Below are 12531 nucleotides of genomic sequence, written 5' to 3'. Positions count from 1 at the left end.
ACTTTGTTCGACAGATGGTCGGCGAAAGTGCGTTTAGCGCGGCTTTTTCGGTATACTGCGCGGCCTTCGGCCGGTTCGTCCGGCCATAATTCGTACAGTCAAGCCACGCATTTTCGCGTGGCTTGTTGTTTTTGACGCGCCCGCGGGCGCCCAGAGAGAAGAGGCACGACGATGAGTGCACTGGTTGGCGTGATCATGGGCTCCAAGTCCGATTGGTCCACCCTTAGCCACACCGCCGATATGCTGGAAAAGCTCGGCATCCCTTACGAGGTGAAGGTGGTGTCCGCACACCGCACCCCGGACCTGCTGTTCCAGTACGCCGAAGAGGCTGAGGCGCGTGGCATCGAGGTGATCATCGCCGGTGCCGGCGGCGCGGCGCACTTGCCGGGCATGTGTGCGGCCAAGACCCACCTGCCGGTGCTGGGCGTGCCGGTGCAGTCGTCGATGCTCTCGGGCGTGGATTCGCTGCTGTCCATCGTGCAGATGCCCGCCGGCATCCCCGTGGCCACCCTGGCCATCGGCAAGGCGGGCGCGATCAACGCGGCCCTGCTCTCGGCGAGCATCCTGGGCGCCAAGCACCCGCAGTTCCATGCGGTGCTGAAAAAATTCCGTGCTGAACAGACAGACAGCGTCCTGGACAATCCAGACCCGCGCGTCGCCTGAGGTTGTTGACGATGAAGATCGGTGTAATCGGTGGCGGCCAGTTGGGCCGCATGTTGGCCCTGGCGGGGACTCCGCTGGGAATGAACTTCGCTTTCCTCGACCCGGCGCCGGATGCGTGCGCCGCTGCCCTGGGCGAACACCTGCGTGCCGACTACGGCGACCAGGACCACCTGCGCCAGCTGGCCGATGAAGTGGACCTGGTGACCTTCGAATTCGAGAGCGTGCCGGCGGAAACCGTGGCCTTCCTCTCGCAGTTCGTGCCGGTCTACCCGAGCGCCGAAGCCCTGCGCATCGCTCGTGATCGCTGGTTCGAGAAGAGCATGTTCAAGGACCTGGGGATTCCTACCCCGGAGTTTGCCGACATCCAGTCCCAGGCGGATCTCGACGCCGCCGTGGCGCGCATCGGCCTGCCGGCCGTGCTCAAGACCCGCACCCTGGGTTACGACGGCAAGGGCCAGAAGGTCCTGCGCAGCGCCGCCGACGTCGCAGGCACCTTCGCCGAACTGGGCAGCGTGCCTTGCCTGCTCGAAGGCTTCGTGCCGTTCACCGGTGAAGTCTCGCTGATCGCCGTGCGTGCCCGTGACGGTGAAACCCGTTTCTACCCGCTGGTGCACAACACCCACGACAGCGGCATCCTGCGCCTGTCGGTGGCCAGCAGCGATCACCCGCTGCAGGCCCTGGCCGAGGACTACTCCAGCCGCGTGCTCAAGCAGCTGGATTACGTCGGCGTGATGGCGTTCGAGTTCTTTGAAGTCGACGGCGGCCTCAAGGCCAACGAGATTGCCCCGCGGGTGCACAACTCCGGGCACTGGACCACCGAAGGCACCGAGTGCAGCCAGTTCGAAAACCACCTGCGGGCGGTAGCCGGTCTCCCTCTGGGCTCCACGGCCAAGGTCGGTGAGAGCGCCATGATCAACTTCATCGGCGAAGTGCCGCCGGTGGACAAAGTCATCGCCATCGACGACTGCCACCTGCATCACTACGGCAAGGCCTTCAAGGCCGGACGCAAGGTCGGCCACGCCAATCTGCGTTGCGCCGATCAGGCGACCCTGCAAGCGCAGATCCTCAAGGTGCAAGCGCTGATCGCCGAGTAACAAATCCTCCGGCGGGCGGGAACCTTCGTTTCCCGCCGTTCTCTGATAGCAGGATGCCAAAGTGCTGGCTAGGCTTTGGCTTGATCCCCCCCTTACAGAGGAACAGCCATGGGCATTATTGGAACCATTTTCATCGGCTTGATCGTTGGTCTGCTGGCGCGTTTCCTCAAGCCGGGAGACGACAGCATGGGCTGGATCATGACCATCCTGCTGGGTATCGGCGGCTCGCTGGCGGCCACTTATGGCGGTCAGGCGCTGGGTATTTATCAGGCTGGCCAGGGCGCCGGTTTCATCGGTGCGCTGGTGGGCGCGGTCGTCCTGCTGGTGATCTACGGCTTCGTCAAGAAAAGCTGATTCCCCCCTGCAAGCCCCCTCTGCCGCTCGTGCCGAGGGGAGCCCTTTTCTTCATCTGAAACTTCAACGCAGCCGACGCTTTGGGCACTAGAATGCCCGGGTTTTTCCGTCCTTCCTTTTTGACCGAGCCACCCTCTCATGCGCCGTCTTCTATTGACCTTTGTTCTGCTGGGCTGCGGCCTGGCCCAGGCTGGCGAACTGCCGGAAACCGACTGGCTGGAGCTGATGCCCAAGTCGGACCAGAAAGCCCTGGAGCAGATGCCGGAAATCGACCACAACTCCCCCGAAGCCAATGGCACCTTCACCGAAAAGGGCGGCCTGAAGCAGAGCAAGGGCTTGCCGGCGGTGATGTATTCCACCAAGACCGTGCCGGCGATGAACGACAAGCAGATCCGCCTCGGCGGCTATCCGGTGCCGCTGGAGGCTGATGCCAAGGGGCGCAGCACGCTGTTTTTCCTGGTGCCGTACCCGGGCGCCTGCATCCACGTGCCGCCACCGCCGCCCAACCAGCTGGTGCTGGTGCGCTTTCCCAAGGGCGTGAAGCTGGAGGACATCTACACGCCGCTGTGGGTGACCGGCACCTTGAAGATCGAGACGGTCAGCAATGACCTGGCCGACGCGGCCTACGCCCTGGATGCGGCGAAGGTGCGGGTGGTGCAGGAATCGGATCTCTGAAGCCGCAGCGCTGAATGTGCCTTCCAAACGGCTCTGTTGAACTGGACCGCTGAAGGCATTTGTAGGAGCCGGCTTGCCGGCGAAAGCGGCCTCAAGAACGCTGACGGTCCTGAGGGCCTCTTCGCTGGCAAGCCAGCTCCTACGCAGCTAGGTGGGGTCAGAGCGGGGCGGCGCTGATGCTCACGCTCAGGGTGTGGCGGGCGCCAGGTGCCAGGGTGACGATGTCGTCCATCACGTTGGCGGTCTCGATGCACAGCATGCGCTGCCAGCCGTCGTTGGCCATGTCGCCAAATTGCGCGGCGCGGTCGATCCAGGGGTTCCAGATCACGGCGGTGCGCGAGCCTGCGCTGTTCAGGCGAATCCGTCGTTGCCAGTCCGGATCGACGATATCCAGCTGCGCCGGGACGTTCAGGTAGATGCGGTCGGTCTCGCCGCTAAAGTGCAGGGCGCCGCTCTGGACCTTGGTGGTCCAGTCTTCCAGGGTTTCGATGTAGTTCAGCCCGTCCAGGCCTTCGACCTGCACCTTGCGCACATCGCTGACCGCGAAATAGCTGTGCAGCGCCTGGCTGATGCTCACGCTTTCTGTGCCCAGGTTATGGCTGGTGAGGCTGATGTGCAGTTGCTCGTCGAGGCGGATGCTCAGGCTCGGTTCCACCTGATGGGGCCAGCCAGGAAAGCCGCCAGCGGGGCAGGGCAGGCGCAGCCGTACCAGCAAGCTGTCGCCGTCGCTTTCGATGCCTTGCAGTTCCCAGTCGCTGGCCCGCGCCAGGCCGTGGGCCGGTGCCGGTTCAGCGCTTTGGCGCATGGCCTGCACGCTTTGCGGGTTGCGTGCAAAGTTGCCGAACCAGGGCCAGCACACCGGAACCCCGGCGCGGATGCTCTTGCCGGTCTTGAACTGCGCCTCGTCGTTGAGCCAGATCAGCGGCTGTTGCCCGGCCACTTGATAACTGAGGATGTGCGCGCCTTGCTGGGCCACCAGCAGTTCGGCATCACCGTGGCGGATGCGCCAGCAGTTCAGTTCATCCAGTTTCACTGTTTCAACGTGGGGCGTGGGCATGCTGCGGTTCTCGTTAGGGTGGCTTGGGCGTTGTAGGAACCTAGCGCGCTCGGGGCGGAACCGAACGGGTGCGGCCGCTGCCGTCGATGGCGACGAACACGAACACCGCCTCGGTGACCTTGCGCCATTCGCTGGACAGCGGGTCGTCGCTCCACACTTCCACCATCATCTGGATCGAGCTGCGGCCGATCTCCAGGGTCTGGGTATAGAAGGACAGTTGCGCGCCCACCGCCACCGGCACCAGGAACGCCATGCGATCGATGGCCACGGTAGCGACTCGGCCACCGGCGACGCGGCTGGCCATGGCGGTGCCCGCCAGGTCCATCTGCGCCACCAGCCAGCCGCCGAAAATATCGCCAAAGCCGTTGGTTTCCCGGGGCAAAGCGGTGATTTGCAGGGCCAGGTCGCCTTGCGGGATTGGATCTTCTTGTTCGAGTTCTATCATGCCGAGGGGCCTCTGACCCGTGACGCTTCATGGTGACTTCAGGTGAATAGCCGTCTTCAGGAAAAACGATTCAGCCCGAACACACTGCGTTCGTCACGTTCTTTCTAAGGCGTGCTATAGGGAAACTCTGCGAAATCGGCTGCTCATGCACTGTGAGAACTACTGCGCTCAGCAATACTGCGTTAGAAACAGGCACGGATTGCTCATTTACAACACGTAGACTCCGCATCCGTGCCTGTTTCTGCCTTGCCTTGCTTTCGCTCGCTACGTTCTCACAGCGCATGAGGACAACGGGTTTTCGTACAGCAACCCTTGCCAGAAGCGGCTTTGCGCTTCGAGGTTTGCGAGTATATCGGTCGATAGACTCCGCGACGACCCACTCAGTTCGCAAATTTGTGAGTCATTTGTGCGCCGCTGTGTACGCATTCGAACAATTTGCTATCGTGCCGAACCTGCCAGGCCCCAACCAGCGCTGTTGCGGTTGCCGGAACCGACTAATAAGAGAAGCCCTTGCCATGACCACTGTGCCCTCGAGCGCCGCGCAGCCAGCGCAGCCCGCCCGTCCCTTGACCCGTAGTGATTACAAGACCCTGTCGCTGTCTGCCTTGGGCGGCGCGCTGGAGTTCTACGACTTCATCATCTTCGTGTTCTTCGCCACCGTGGTCGGCAAGCTGTTCTTCCCGGCGGACATGCCCGAGTGGCTGCGCCTGATGCAGACCTTCGGCATCTTCGCCGCCGGCTACCTGGCCCGTCCTCTGGGCGGGATCGTCATGGCGCACTTCGGCGACCTGCTGGGGCGCAAGAAGATGTTCACCCTGAGCATCTTCATGATGGCGGTGCCGACCCTGATCATGGGCCTCTTGCCGACCTACGCGCAGATTGGCTTATGGGCGCCGATCCTGCTGTTGCTGATGCGGGTGATTCAGGGCGCGGCCATCGGTGGAGAAGTGCCAGGCGCCTGGGTATTCGTTTCCGAACACGTGCCTCAGCGGCATATCGGCTACGCCTGCGGCACCCTGACGGCGGGCCTGACCGCCGGCATTCTCCTGGGCTCGCTGGTGGCCACCGCCATCAATAGCATCTACACCCCGGTGGAAGTGGCCGACTACGCCTGGCGGATTCCGTTCCTGCTGGGCGGGGTGTTCGGCCTGTTCTCGGTGTACCTGCGCCGCCTGCTGCACGAAACCCCGGTGTTCGCCGAGCTGCAATTGCGCAAGGCCCTGGCCGAAGAGCTGCCCCTGCGCACCGTGCTGCGCGATCACCGTGGCGCCATTGTCATTTCCATGCTGCTGACCTGGCTGCTGTCCGCCGGGATCATCGTGGTGATCCTGATGACCCCGACGGTGCTGCAGACCGTTTATAAATTCCCGGCCATCACCGCCCTGGAAGCCAACAGCGTGGCCATTGTGTTCCTGAGCCTGGGCTGCGTGATCTCCGGGGTTCTGGCGGATCGTTTCGGCGCTGGCAAGGTGTTCGTGTTCGGCAGCGCCTTGCTGCTGGCCACCTCCTGGACCTTCTATCACGGCTTGCTGGATAACCCGCAGTGGCTGTTCCCGATGTATGCCCTGACCGGTCTGTTTGTCGGCACCATCGGCGCGGTGCCTTATGTGATGGTCAAGGCGTTCCCGGCGGTGGTGCGTTTCAGCGGCCTGTCGTTTTCCTACAACCTGGCCTACGCGATCTTCGGTGGCCTGACGCCGATGGTGGTGACCTGGCTGCTCAAGGAAAGCCCGATGGGGCCGGCTTACTATGTGGCAATCATTTGCGGCATCGGCCTGCTGGTGGGGCTGTACCTGTGGGCCAAGGGCCGCTGATCTGCGCCATCTTGTAGCCGCTGCCGCAGGCTGCGACAGGGCCGCAGGCCCTGCTGGGCGCTGAAGAGTGTCGCGACCCTGCGGGTCGGTCGCAGCCTTCGGCAGCGGCTACAGAGGTTTTTATCGCCGTATAAAGAAAGGCCAGCTTGCGTTCAGGAGTGCTGGCCTTTCATCTAATTGTCATATTCCGGACATAGAGTGTTCACACGGCCTACAGATACTTGGCCCCGACTTAACACACCCTATCTGCTAGGAGTAAGGCATGAAACTGAAGCGTTTGATGGCGGCAATGACCTTTGTCGCCGCTGGCGTTGCGACTGCCCACGCGGTTGCCGCTGTTGACCCTGCTATCCCGAGCTACACCAAGACCACTGGTGTGTCGGGCAACCTGTCCAGCGTCGGTTCCGATACTTTGGCGAACCTGATGACCCTGTGGGCCGAGAACTACAAAAAAGAATACCCGAACGTCAACATTCAGATTCAGGCCGCCGGTTCCGCCACCGCGCCACCTGCGCTGACCGAAGGCACCTCCAACCTGGGCCCGATGAGCCGCAAGATGAAGGACACCGAGCTGGCGGCCTTCGAGCAGAAGTACGGCTACAAGCCAACCGCTATCCCGGTGGCCGTGGACGCCCTGGCGGTGTTCGTGCACAAGGACAACCCGATCCAGCACCTGACCATGGAACAGGTCGACGCGATTTTCTCGTCCACCCGTCTGTGCGGCGCCAAGGCTGACGTAAAAACCTGGGGCGACCTGGGTGTGAAGGGCGATCTGGCCAACAAGCCGGTGCAACTGTTCGGCCGTAACTCGGTATCCGGCACCTACGGCTACTTCAAGGAAGAAGCCCTGTGCAAAGGCGACTTCAAGCCTAACGTCAACGAGCAGCCAGGTTCGGCTTCGGTGGTGCAGTCCATCAGCTCCTCGCTGAACGGCATCGGCTACTCGGGCATCGGCTACAAGACCGCCAGCGTGAAGACCGTGGCCCTGGCCAAGAAAGGCAGCAGCGACTTCATCGAAGACACCGAAGAAAACGCCCTGAACGGCAAGTACCCGCTGTCGCGCTTCCTCTACGTCTACATCAACAAAGCCCCGAACAAGCCTCTGGCCCCGCTGGAAGCCGAGTTCGTGAAACTGGTCCTGTCCAAGCAGGGTCAGGAAGTAGTGGTCAAGGACGGCTACATCCCGCTGCCAGCCAAGGTGGCCGCCAAGGCCCTGGCTGACCTGGGCCTGAAAGAAGGCGCATAAGCCGCCGCAGAAGGTCCGGGCTCCCCGGACCTTCTCGTTTTCGTAGGAGCAGGCCGGGCGGCAGCGCCCGCAAGGGCGACCCAGGCTCAAGGCCGGTTCGTCGGCCAGCCGGCTCCTGCAACCTCATTTTTCAACCCGCTGCCGGCTTTGCCACGTGGCGGATTTGCTGCGTCACTGCATTGTCATCTTTCTGTCATACAGGATCGCTAGGGTGTGCGCATGAATGATCTGGCCAATTCCCCCATGACTACGACTTCTCCCCCCAAGCGCATTGACTTCAATACGCCTGAACTGCAACGCAAGCGTCGCATTCGCGCGCTCAAAGACCGCCTGACCCGCTGGTACGTCCTTGTTGGCGGACTGGCGGTACTGGGTGCGATCACCCTGATCTTTTTCTTCCTCGCCTATGTCGTGGTGCCGCTGTTCCAGGGCGCCGACCTGACCGTCAAGGACCCGCTGACCCCGGCCTGGATGCAGGACGCCGGCAAGCCGCTGATGTTCTCCCTGGAAGAGCAGAACCAGGTCGGCATGCGCGTCTCCGACAAGGGCCAGGCGCTGTTCTTCGACATCGACAGCGGTGCCGAGCTGCGCAAGGTCGACCTGCCGATCCCGGCCGGCGCCAACGTGGTGTCCATCGGCAAGGACCAGCCCGGCAATCCGCTGGTGGTGGTCGGTCTGTCCAACGGTCAGGCCCTGGTGTTCCGCCACACCTACAAGGTCAGCTACCCGGACGGCAAGAAGACCATCTCACCGGCCATCGAGTACCCCTACGGCGACAGCCCGATCACCCTGAACGAGCAGGGCGGTGCCCTGGAGCACGTCAACCTCAACGCCACTGATTCGTCGCTGATCATCGCCGGTTCCACCGGTGCGCAACTGCATGTGCTGAAGCTGACCCGCGAAGAAAACATGATGACTGGCGAGGTCACCAGCGAGCAGAGCCGCATCGAGCTGCCGCAGATGACCGAGGCGGTGAAGGCCATGTACATCGATCCGCGCCAGCAATGGCTGTATGTGATCAATGGCCGGGCCCAGGCCGACGTGTTCAGCCTGCGGGACAAGAGCCTCAACGGTCGCTACAAACTGCTGGAAGACGCAGACACCGAAGTTACCGCCAGCACCCAGCTGGTGGGCGGCATCTCGCTGATCATCGGCACCTCCAAGGGTGGCCTGGCCCAGTGGTTCATGGCCCGCGACCCGGATGGCGAACTGCGCCTGAAGCAGATCCGCACCTTCCAGATGGGCACCGCGCCTATCGTTGAAATCACTGCCGAAGAGCGTCGCAAGGGCTTCGTTGCCCTGGACGCCGCCGGCAAGCTCGGGGTGTTCCACAGCACCGCCCACCGCACCCTGCTGGTGGATCAGGTGGTGGATGGCCAGGGCCTGTTCGGCCTGTCGCCACGGGCCAACCGGGTGATCGTCGAGGCCGGTGGCAAGCTGCAGCCGCTGCTGCTGGACAACCCGCACCCGGAAGTGTCCTGGAGCGCGCTGTGGAGCAAGGTCTGGTACGAGAACTACGACGAGCCTAAATACGTCTGGCAATCCACCGCGGCCAACACCGACTTCGAACCCAAGCTGAGCCTCTCGCCCCTGACCTTCGGCACCCTGAAGGCGGCGTTCTACGCCATGCTGCTGGCGGCGCCATTGGCCGTGGCAGCGGCGATCTATACCGCCTACTTCATGGCCCCGGGCATGCGCCGCAAGGTCAAGCCGGTGATCGAGCTGATGGAAGCGATGCCGACGGTGATCCTCGGCTTCTTCGCCGGCCTGTTCCTGGCGCCCTATGTCGAAGGTCATCTACCGGGCATCTTCAGCCTCTTGATGTTGCTGCCAATCGGCATTCTGGTGGCCGGTTTCATCTTCAGCCGCCTACCGGAGTCGATCCGCCTGAAAGTGCCGGATGGTTGGGAAAGTGCGCTGCTGATTCCGGTGATCCTGTTCGTGGGCTGGTTGTCGCTGTACATGAGCCCCTTCATGGAAAACTGGTTCTTCGGCGGCGACATGCGCATGTGGATCTCCCACGACCTGGGGATCACCTACGACCAGCGCAACGCCCTGGTGGTCGGCCTGGCCATGGGTTTTGCGGTGATTCCGAACATCTACTCCATCGCCGAAGACGCCGTGTTCAGCGTGCCTCGCGGCCTGACCCTGGGCTCTCTGGCCCTGGGCGCCACGCCGTGGCAGACCATGACGCGGGTGGTGATCCTCACCGCCAGCCCGGGGATCTTCTCGGCGCTGATGATCGGCATGGGCCGCGCCGTGGGCGAGACCATGATCGTGCTGATGGCCACGGGCAACACCCCGATCATGGAAATGAACCTGTTCGAAGGCCTGCGCACCCTGGCCGCCAACGTCGCGGTGGAAATGCCCGAATCGGAAGTCGGCGGCAGCCACTACCGCGTGCTGTTCCTCTCGGCGCTGGTGCTGCTGTTGTTCACCTTCGTCATGAACACCCTCGCAGAACTGATTCGTCAGCGTCTGCGCAAGAAATACTCGTCGCTTTAAGAAAGGTAGAAGTCTGTGAAACAGAACTCCCTAAAAGACTGGTTCAAGAGCGGCGCCCCGGGCGTCTGGATCAGCGGTGGCGCGGTGTCCATCGCGGTCATCATGACCATCGGCCTGCTGGCGGTGATCGCCGTGCGCGGCCTCGGCCACTTCTGGCCGGCCGACCTGGTGCACGCCAGCTATAACGTGCCGGGCCAGGCCAACCACCTGGTCATCGGTGAAGTGGTGCAGAAGGAAGAAGTGCCCCGGGCGCGCCTGAAGAGTGCCGGTTTGCCGGTGCCCGACCAGGGCCCGGAGTTCATGACCCGGGAGCTGATCAAGGTCGGCAACCGTGACCTGAACGGCAACGACTTCACCTGGATCGTCGGTGAGTGGCTGACCAACCAGAGCTACCCCAAGGAGCTGATGGCCATCGAGCGCCGTGAGTGGGGCAACTTCTACGGCTACCTGGTCAACGTCAAGGAAAGCGGCAAGGTGGTCGCCGAAGGCGAGGCCGCCTGGCCTGAGCTGCAAGCACGGATCAACCGCGTGAACCAACTGGCGGCCCAGCTCAAGAGCCTGGAGAAGTCCGACATCGGCGCGATCAACGCCGGTTTGGAGCGCATCCGCCTGCACGGTCGCAAGCTGGAGCTGGAGGGCCAGATGAGCCCCGCCGCTCAAGCCGACATGGACGCCGAGCGGGCCGAACTCAATGCCCGTTACCAGGACATCGAAGCCCGGCTCAATGACCTGCACGCCCAGTTCAATCGCGACAGCCTGACCGCCCGCGATGCCAACGGCAAAGAGCTGGAGATCAGCCTGGGCAAGGTGGTGCACGCCTACCAGCCGAATGCCATGGGCACCTTCACCAAGATCGGTTTCTACTTCAGCAAGATCTGGGAATTCCTCAGCGACGACCCCCGTGAAGCCAACACCGAAGGCGGGATCTTCCCGGCGATTTTCGGCACCGTGATGATGACCCTGATCATGGCCATGATCGTCACCCCGTTCGGCGTACTGGCGGCGGTCTACCTGCGTGAATATGCCAAGCAGAACACCCTGACCCGGGTGATCCGCATCGCGGTGAACAACCTGGCAGGGGTTCCGGCCATCGTCTACGGCGTATTCGGCCTGGGCTTCTTCGTCTACGTGCTGGGCGGTTCCGTGGACCGGCTGTTCTTCCCCGAAGCTCTGCCGGCGCCGACCTTCGGCACCCCGGGCCTGCTCTGGGCTTCCTTGACCCTGGCGCTGCTGGCAGTGCCGGTGGTGATCGTGGCCACCGAGGAAGGCCTGGCGCGGATTCCCCGCACCGTGCGTGAAGGTTCCCTGGCCCTGGGCGCGACCAAGGCCGAGACCTTGTGGAAGATCGTCCTGCCGATGGCCAGCCCGGCGATGATGACCGGCATGATCCTCGCGGTGGCCCGTGCCGCCGGTGAAGTGGCGCCGCTGATGCTGGTGGGTGTGGTGAAACTGGCGCCGTCGCTGCCAGTGGACGGCAACTACCCGTACCTGCACCTGGACCAGAAGATCATGCACCTGGGCTTCCACATCTATGACGTCGGCTTCCAGAGCCCCAACGTCGAGGCGGCGCGGCCGCTGGTGTACGCCACCGCGCTGCTGCTGGTGCTGGTGATCGCCGTGCTCAACCTGTCGGCCGTGTGGATTCGCAACCACCTGCGCGAGAAGTACAAGGCGCTGGACAGCTAATCGGCTGGCTTCTACAGAACACAATGATGTCACCGCAGGCCAGACGCCTGCGGTTCACGACAAACGAATTGGTAGCACAGGGAGCATCCCATGCAACACGAAGCACATACTCACGGCATCAACATGTCCGCCCTGGGCCGCGACAAGCAGAGCCTGAGCCTGGAACAAGAGACCGTGGCCATCGAAGTGCCGGGCCTGAGCCTGTTCTACGGCGAGAAACAGGCACTGTTCGACGTCAGCATGAACATCCCCAAGCAGCGCGTGACCGCTTTCATCGGCCCGTCCGGTTGCGGCAAGTCGACCCTGCTGCGGACCTTCAACCGCATGAACGACCTGGTGGACGGCTGCCGTGTAGAAGGCGCGATCAACCTTTACGGCAACAACATCTACCGCAAGGGCGAAGACGTGGCCGAGCTGCGTCGTCGGGTCGGCATGGTGTTCCAGAAGCCCAACCCGTTCCCCAAGACCATCTACGAAAACGTGGTCTACGGCCTGCGTATCCAGGGCATCAACAAAAAGCGTGTGCTCGACGAAGCCGTAGAGTGGGCGCTCAAGGGCGCGGCGCTGTGGGATGAGGTCAAGGACCGCCTGCACGAATCGGCCCTGGGCCTGTCCGGCGGCCAGCAACAGCGTCTGGTGATTGCCCGGACCATCGCCGTGGAACCGGAAGTGTTGCTGCTGGACGAACCCTGCTCGGCCCTGGACCCGATCTCGACCCTGAAGGTCGAAGAACTGATCTACGAGCTCAAATCCAAGTTCACCATCGTCATCGTCACCCACAACATGCAGCAGGCGGCGCGGGTTTCCGACTACACCGCGTTCATGTACATGGGCAAACTGGTGGAATTCGGCGATACCGATACGCTGTTCACCAATCCGGCGAAGAAGCAGACCGAAGACTACATCACCGGGCGTTACGGCTAGAAAGCAGCTGCAAGCCGCACGCTTCAAGCGGCAAGTAACAGCAGTTCAACGCGACGAAACCTATCAAC

Annotated in this window: 11 protein-coding genes; 9 read left to right on the top strand and 2 right to left on the bottom strand. The window is 62.7% G+C overall.

All coding sequences use genetic code 11. The features are described 5' to 3' along the window. Positions 1-171 precede the first annotated feature (171 nt). The 4 genes from purE to PFZ56_RS05130 all read left to right on the top strand — a co-directional run bounded on the left by purE (position 172) and on the right by PFZ56_RS05130 (position 2786). Complete coding sequence (gene purE, locus PFZ56_RS05145) at positions 172-663, top strand: 5-(carboxyamino)imidazole ribonucleotide mutase (RefSeq protein WP_016967060.1); 492 nt, start codon at positions 172-174, stop codon at positions 661-663. Between the two features lie 11 nt (positions 664-674). After that, on the top strand, positions 675-1757 hold the full coding sequence (locus PFZ56_RS05140) for a 5-(carboxyamino)imidazole ribonucleotide synthase (RefSeq protein WP_102881331.1): 1083 nt from the start codon (positions 675-677) through the stop codon (positions 1755-1757). A 108-nt stretch (positions 1758-1865) separates the two neighbouring features. Beyond that, a complete protein-coding gene (locus PFZ56_RS05135) occupies positions 1866-2111 on the top strand; it encodes a GlsB/YeaQ/YmgE family stress response membrane protein (protein WP_102862323.1) in 246 nt (81 codons plus the stop codon). Positions 2112-2249: 138 nt separating this feature from the next. Beyond that, the gene (locus PFZ56_RS05130) at positions 2250-2786 is read left to right on the top strand and encodes a DUF3299 domain-containing protein (RefSeq protein WP_102881330.1); all 537 of its coding nucleotides are present in this window, start codon (positions 2250-2252) and stop codon (positions 2784-2786) included. A 157-nt stretch (positions 2787-2943) separates the two neighbouring features. Here PFZ56_RS05130 and PFZ56_RS05125 read toward each other — a convergent pair whose 3' ends face one another. Continuing rightward, positions 2944-3843, bottom strand: coding sequence for a D-hexose-6-phosphate mutarotase (locus PFZ56_RS05125; RefSeq protein ID WP_170001418.1), 900 nt, complete (start codon positions 3841-3843; stop codon positions 2944-2946). A 40-nt stretch (positions 3844-3883) separates the two neighbouring features. After that, positions 3884-4288, bottom strand: coding sequence for an acyl-CoA thioesterase (locus PFZ56_RS05120; protein ID WP_003229628.1), 405 nt, complete (start codon positions 4286-4288; stop codon positions 3884-3886). Between the two features lie 515 nt (positions 4289-4803). Between PFZ56_RS05120 and PFZ56_RS05115 the strand changes: the two genes are divergently transcribed. The 5 genes from PFZ56_RS05115 to pstB all read left to right on the top strand — a co-directional run bounded on the left by PFZ56_RS05115 (position 4804) and on the right by pstB (position 12463). Further along, entirely contained in the window at positions 4804-6102 is a 1299-nt protein-coding gene (locus PFZ56_RS05115; RefSeq protein WP_110594203.1) for an MFS transporter, read from the top strand. A gap of 262 nt (positions 6103-6364) precedes the next feature. Next, a complete protein-coding gene (locus tag PFZ56_RS05110) occupies positions 6365-7348 on the top strand; it encodes a phosphate ABC transporter substrate-binding protein PstS (protein WP_102881328.1) in 984 nt (327 codons plus the stop codon). A 219-nt stretch (positions 7349-7567) separates the two neighbouring features. Beyond that, positions 7568-9853: an ABC transporter permease subunit gene (locus PFZ56_RS05105; RefSeq protein WP_102862318.1), complete on the top strand. Its 2286-nt coding sequence runs from the start codon at positions 7568-7570 to the stop codon at positions 9851-9853. Between the two features lie 15 nt (positions 9854-9868). Then, positions 9869-11539 (top strand): phosphate ABC transporter permease PstA, encoded by a 1671-nt coding sequence (gene pstA / locus PFZ56_RS05100; RefSeq protein WP_102881326.1) that lies wholly within the window; start codon positions 9869-9871, stop codon positions 11537-11539. 90 nt (positions 11540-11629) lie between these two features. Then, complete coding sequence (pstB, locus tag PFZ56_RS05095) at positions 11630-12463, top strand: phosphate ABC transporter ATP-binding protein PstB (RefSeq protein WP_102862316.1); 834 nt, start codon at positions 11630-11632, stop codon at positions 12461-12463. The last annotated feature ends 68 nt before the right edge of the window (positions 12464-12531 follow it).

This window comes from Pseudomonas danubii (assembly GCF_042980055.1).
GTDB classification, from domain to species: Bacteria; Pseudomonadota; Gammaproteobacteria; order Pseudomonadales; family Pseudomonadaceae; genus Aquipseudomonas; species Aquipseudomonas danubii.
This window is presented reverse-complemented; position numbering and strand designations above follow the sequence as displayed.

What these genes read in the sequence shown, in the direction of transcription:
- purE (WP_016967060.1), top strand. Translation starts at nt 172, where the DNA reads ATGAGTGCACTGGTTGGCGTGATCATGGGCTCCAAGTCCGATTGGTCC.
- PFZ56_RS05140 (WP_102881331.1), top strand. Translation starts at nt 675, where the DNA reads ATGAAGATCGGTGTAATCGGTGGCGGCCAGTTGGGCCGCATGTTGGCC.
- PFZ56_RS05135 (WP_102862323.1), top strand. Translation starts at nt 1,866, where the DNA reads ATGGGCATTATTGGAACCATTTTCATCGGCTTGATCGTTGGTCTGCTG.
- PFZ56_RS05130 (WP_102881330.1), top strand. Translation starts at nt 2,250, where the DNA reads ATGCGCCGTCTTCTATTGACCTTTGTTCTGCTGGGCTGCGGCCTGGCC.
- PFZ56_RS05125 (WP_170001418.1), bottom strand. Translation starts at nt 3,843, where the DNA reads ATGCCCACGCCCCACGTTGAAACAGTGAAACTGGATGAACTGAACTGC.
- PFZ56_RS05120 (WP_003229628.1), bottom strand. Translation starts at nt 4,288, where the DNA reads ATGATAGAACTCGAACAAGAAGATCCAATCCCGCAAGGCGACCTGGCC.
- PFZ56_RS05115 (WP_110594203.1), top strand. Translation starts at nt 4,804, where the DNA reads ATGACCACTGTGCCCTCGAGCGCCGCGCAGCCAGCGCAGCCCGCCCGT.
- PFZ56_RS05110 (WP_102881328.1), top strand. Translation starts at nt 6,365, where the DNA reads ATGAAACTGAAGCGTTTGATGGCGGCAATGACCTTTGTCGCCGCTGGC.
- PFZ56_RS05105 (WP_102862318.1), top strand. Translation starts at nt 7,568, where the DNA reads ATGAATGATCTGGCCAATTCCCCCATGACTACGACTTCTCCCCCCAAG.
- pstB (WP_102862316.1), top strand. Translation starts at nt 11,630, where the DNA reads ATGCAACACGAAGCACATACTCACGGCATCAACATGTCCGCCCTGGGC.